This is a genomic window from Acinetobacter sp. YH12086 (genome assembly GCF_013419345.1).
In the GTDB taxonomy this organism is placed as follows: Bacteria; Pseudomonadota; Gammaproteobacteria; order Pseudomonadales; family Moraxellaceae; genus Acinetobacter; species Acinetobacter amyesii.
The window spans coordinates 1-5,621 of sequence record NZ_VPAF01000038.1; the positions used below are offsets into that span (position 1 = coordinate 1).

At 48.2% G+C, this 5,621-nt stretch carries 2 tRNA genes and 3 rRNA genes; all 5 read left to right on the top strand.

Annotated elements, in window-relative coordinates:
• Positions 1-167 precede the first annotated feature (167 nt).
• A 16S ribosomal RNA gene (locus FTU29_RS17020) occupies positions 168-1,706 on the top strand.
• A gap of 61 nt (positions 1,707-1,767) precedes the next feature.
• A tRNA-Ile gene (locus FTU29_RS17025) sits at positions 1,768-1,844 on the top strand.
• A 74-nt stretch (positions 1,845-1,918) separates the two neighbouring features.
• Positions 1,919-1,994: transfer RNA gene (locus FTU29_RS17030), tRNA-Ala, on the top strand.
• Between the two features lie 413 nt (positions 1,995-2,407).
• A 23S ribosomal RNA gene (locus tag FTU29_RS17035) occupies positions 2,408-5,301 on the top strand.
• Positions 5,302-5,498: 197 nt separating this feature from the next.
• Positions 5,499-5,613: ribosomal RNA gene (gene rrf / locus FTU29_RS17040) — 5S ribosomal RNA — on the top strand.
• The 16S, 23S and 5S rRNA genes sit together here with 2 tRNA genes alongside, the layout of an rRNA operon.
• The last annotated feature ends 8 nt before the right edge of the window (positions 5,614-5,621 follow it).

Consider the following 5,621-nt stretch of genomic DNA (forward strand, 5'->3'; position numbering starts at 1 on the left):
AAGATCATTAAGAGATTATGAAGAACAACTTGTGTGGATTTTTACTGATTGATTGATCGAAATTATTTTCATTGATTGATGGTAGAAATTACTCGAAGTTTATTTGAGCAAATTTTTGTCAGTAATTGATGAGCCAAGATTGGTACACTATATGTACTATTGATTTTAAACTGAAGAGTTTGATCATGGCTCAGATTGAACGCTGGCGGCAGGCTTAACACATGCAAGTCGAGCGGGAATAGGTAGCTTGCTACCGATTTCTAGCGGCGGACGGGTGAGTAATGCTTAGGAATCTGCCTATTAGTGGGGGACAACATTTCGAAAGGGATGCTAATACCGCATACGTCCTACGGGAGAAAGCAGGGGATCTTCGGACCTTGCGCTAATAGATGAGCCTAAGTCGGATTAGCTAGTTGGTGGGGTAAAGGCCTACCAAGGCGACGATCTGTAGCGGGTCTGAGAGGATGATCCGCCACACTGGGACTGAGACACGGCCCAGACTCCTACGGGAGGCAGCAGTGGGGAATATTGGACAATGGGGGGAACCCTGATCCAGCCATGCCGCGTGTGTGAAGAAGGCCTTTTGGTTGTAAAGCACTTTAAGCGAGGAGGAGGCTACTTTAGTTAATACCTAGAGATAGTGGACGTTACTCGCAGAATAAGCACCGGCTAACTCTGTGCCAGCAGCCGCGGTAATACAGAGGGTGCGAGCGTTAATCGGATTTACTGGGCGTAAAGCGTGCGTAGGCGGCTTTTTAAGTCGGATGTGAAATCCCCGAGCTTAACTTGGGAATTGCATTCGATACTGGGAAGCTAGAGTATGGGAGAGGATGGTAGAATTCCAGGTGTAGCGGTGAAATGCGTAGAGATCTGGAGGAATACCGATGGCGAAGGCAGCCATCTGGCCTAATACTGACGCTGAGGCACGAAAGCATGGGGAGCAAACAGGATTAGATACCCTGGTAGTCCATGCCGTAAACGATGTCTACTAGCCGTTGGGGCCTTTGAGGCTTTAGTGGCGCAGCTAACGCGATAAGTAGACCGCCTGGGGAGTACGGTCGCAAGACTAAAACTCAAATGAATTGACGGGGGCCCGCACAAGCGGTGGAGCATGTGGTTTAATTCGATGCAACGCGAAGAACCTTACCTGGTCTTGACATAGTAAGAACTTTCCAGAGATGGATTGGTGCCTTCGGGAACTTACATACAGGTGCTGCATGGCTGTCGTCAGCTCGTGTCGTGAGATGTTGGGTTAAGTCCCGCAACGAGCGCAACCCTTTTCCTTATTTGCCATCGGGTTAAGCCGGGAACTTTAAGGATACTGCCAGTGACAAACTGGAGGAAGGCGGGGACGACGTCAAGTCATCATGGCCCTTACGACCAGGGCTACACACGTGCTACAATGGTCGGTACAAAGGGTTGCTACTCCGCGAGGAGATGCTAATCTCAAAAAGCCGATCGTAGTCCGGATTGGAGTCTGCAACTCGACTCCATGAAGTCGGAATCGCTAGTAATCGCGGATCAGAATGCCGCGGTGAATACGTTCCCGGGCCTTGTACACACCGCCCGTCACACCATGGGAGTTTGTTGCACCAGAAGTAGGTAGTCTAACCGTAAGGAGGACGCTTACCACGGTGTGGCCGATGACTGGGGTGAAGTCGTAACAAGGTAGCCGTAGGGGAACCTGCGGCTGGATCACCTCCTTAACGAAAGATTGACGATTGGTAAGAATCCACAACAAGTTGTTCTTCATGACGATGTATCTGAGGGTCTGTAGCTCAGTTGGTTAGAGCACACGCTTGATAAGCGTGGGGTCACAAGTTCAAGTCTTGTCAGACCCACCATTCTGACTAACGAAGTATTTGAATAAAATACGGAAGCAAACAGAGAATCAGAAACATTGACTTATTGATAAGCTGGGGACTTAGCTTAGTTGGTAGAGCGCCTGCTTTGCACGCAGGAGGTCAGGAGTTCGACTCTCCTAGTCTCCACCATACATTCCTTCGGAATGTATAAAGAACGAAGCTAAAATAAACAATCAAACGATTGTTAGCTTAGTCCTTAAGCGATCAAGTGTTTAGGTTATAGAGCTTAGCAACAAAGTGGCGTATGATTCGCTTCATTGTTATTAAGCTCTGTGATTTATCACAGTTTCCTGACCTGACGAAGGCTGGAAAAATCATTAACAGAATATATTTGAGTTGAAATAATTTGTTCATACTCGTTTGATTTAACTTAACAAGCAATTGTGAAAGTTGAATGAAATGAGTTACTAGCGAAATTAACTGAATCAAGCGTTTTGGTATATGAATCTAATTGAAGCTGTACAGTGATTAAGTTCACGAAGCTCTAAACTGTAATGTTGGTTGATCTACTTGTAGGATCAAACGACTGTTTGGGGTTGTATAGTCAAGTAATTAAGTGCATGTGGTGGATGCCTTGGCAGTCAGAGGCGATGAAAGACGTAATAGCCTGCGATAAGCTCCGGGGAGGCGGCAAATATCCTTTGATCCGGAGATTTCTGAATGGGGAAACCCACCCGCTATAAGGCGGGTATCATAAACTGAATACATAGGTTTATGAGGCGAACGAGGGGAAGTGAAACATCTCAGTACCCTTAGGAAAAGAAATCAATTGAGATTCCCTCAGTAGCGGCGAGCGAACGGGGAAAAGCCCATTAAGTTATCTAAGCTTTAGTGGAACGCTCTGGGAAGTGCGACCATAGTAGGTGATAGTCCTGTACACGAAAGGGCTTAGATAATGATGTCGAGTAGGGCGAGGCACGTGAAACCTTGTCTGAATATGGGGGGACCATCCTCCAAGGCTAAATACTCCTGACTGACCGATAGTGAACCAGTACCGTGAGGGAAAGGCGAAAAGAACCCCTGTGAGGGGAGTGAAATAGATCCTGAAACCGCATGCATACAAGCAGTGGGAGCCAACTTGTTTGGTGACTGCGTACCTTTTGTATAATGGGTCAGCGACTTACATTCAGTAGCAAGGTTAACCGATTAGGGGAGCCGTAGAGAAATCGAGTCTTAATAGGGCGTTTAGTTGCTGGGTGTAGACCCGAAACCGGGTGATCTATCCATGAGCAGGTTGAAGGTTGGGTAACACTAACTGGAGGACCGAACCCACTGTCGTTGAAAAGCCAGGGGATGACTTGTGGATAGGGGTGAAAGGCTAATCAAACTCGGTGATAGCTGGTTCTCCCCGAAAGCTATTTAGGTAGCGCCTCGGACGAATACCATTGGGGGTAGAGCACTGTTTCGGCTAGGGGGTCATCCCGACTTACCAAACCGATGCAAACTCCGAATACCAATGAGTACTATCCGGGAGACAGACTGCGGGTGCTAACGTCCGTAGTCAAGAGGAAAACAATCCAGACCGCCAGCTAAGGCCCCAAAATTATAGTTAAGTGGGAAACGATGTGGGAAGGCATAGACAGCTAGGAGGTTGGCTTAGAAGCAGCCACCCTTTAAAGAAAGCGTAATAGCTCACTAGTCGAGTCGGCCTGCGCGGAAGATGTAACGGGGCTAAAACTATATGCCGAAGCTGCGGATTTACACATTAGTGTAAGTGGTAGGGGAGCGTTCTGTAAGCCGATGAAGGTGGATTGAGAAGTCTGCTGGAGGTATCAGAAGTGCGAATGCTGACGTGAGTAACGACAAAACGGGTGAAAAACCCGTTCGCTGAAAGACCAAGGGTTCCAGTCCAACGTTAATCGGGGCTGGGTGAGTCGACCCCTAAGGCGAGGCCGAGAGGCGTAGTCGATGGGAAATTGGTTAATATTCCAATACTTCAGTGTAATGCGATGAGAGGACGGAGAAGGTTAAGTCAGCCTGGCGTTGGTTGTCCAGGTGAAAGGAAGTAGGCATGTATCTTAGGCAAATCCGGGGTACTCTATGCTGAGATCTGACAGCAAGCTGTACTTGTACAGTGAAGTGGCTGATACCATACTTCCAGGAAAAGTCTCTAAGCTTCAGTTACACTGGAATCGTACCCGAAACCGACACAGGTGGTCAGGTCGAGTAGACCAAAGCGCTTGAGAGAACTCTGCTGAAGGAACTAGGCAAAATGGTACCGTAACTTCGGGAGAAGGTACGCTGCTTTTGGTGATGGAACTTGCTTCCTGAGCTGAGAGCAGCCACAGAAACCAGGCCCCTGCAACTGTTTATTAAAAACATAGCACTCTGCAAACACGAAAGTGGACGTATAGGGTGTGATGCCTGCCCGGTGCTGGAAGGTTAATTGATGGGGTTAGCGTAAGCGAAGCTCTTGATCGAAGCCCCAGTAAACGGCGGCCGTAACTATAACGGTCCTAAGGTAGCGAAATTCCTTGTCGGGTAAGTTCCGACCTGCACGAATGGCATAATGATGGGGGCGCTGTCTCCAGCAGAGGCTCAGTGAAATCGAAATCGCCGTGAAGATGCGGTGTACCCGCGGCTAGACGGAAAGACCCCGTGAACCTTTACTGCAGCTTGACATTGAACTTTGATCTTACTTGTGTAGGATAGGTGGGAGGCTTTGAAACCGAGACGCTAGTTTCGGTGGAGCTAATCTTGAAATACCACCCTGGTAATATTGAGGTTCTAACTCTGCTCCATGATCTGGAGCGAGGACCATGTCTGGTGGGTAGTTTGACTGGGGCGGTCTCCTCCTAAAGAGTAACGGAGGAGTACGAAGGTGCGCTCAGCGTGGTCGGAAATCACGCGTAGAGTATAAAGGCAAAAGCGCGCTTAACTGCGAGACCCACAAGTCGAGCAGGTACGAAAGTAGGTCTTAGTGATCCGGTGGTTCTGTATGGAAGGGCCATCGCTCAACGGATAAAAGGTACTCTGGGGATAACAGGCTGATACCGCCCAAGAGTTCATATCGACGGCGGTGTTTGGCACCTCGATGTCGGCTCATCTCATCCTGGGGCTGAAGCAGGTCCCAAGGGTATGGCTGTTCGCCATTTAAAGAGGTACGCGAGCTGGGTTTAGAACGTCGTGAGACAGTTCGGTCCCTATCTACCGTGGGCGCTGGAAATTTGAGAGGATCTGCTCCTAGTACGAGAGGACCAGAGTGGACGAACCTCTGGTGTACCGGTTGTGACGCCAGTCGCATCGCCGGGTAGCTATGTTCGGAAGGGATAACCGCTGAAAGCATCTAAGCGGGAAGCCTACCTCAAGATAAGATTTCCCTTGGACTTTATGTCCACTAAAGAGCCGTTGAAGACTACGACGTTGATAGGTTGGATGTGGAAGTGCGGTGACGCATGAAGCTGACCAATACTAATTGCTCGTGAGGCTTGACTATACAACACCCAAACAGTTGTTGTATCAAGCATCAATTGATTCACATATAATCAATCAAACTTGATTTAGTTGAAAAGCTAGATACAATGAACACCTTAAATTAACTCAAGTACTTCTGTTAATAACTCATTTGGTAGAAAACTTAGCACGAAGAGCACTGCTCTGAGATTAGACTAAGCAAGTATCCATAACAGTTGTGCTGGCGACAATAGCAAGAGTGAACCACCTGATCCCTTCCCGAACTCAGAAGTGAAACCTCTTAGCGCTGATGGTAGTGTGGGGTTACCCATGTGAGAGTAAGTCATCGCCAGCTCATTATTC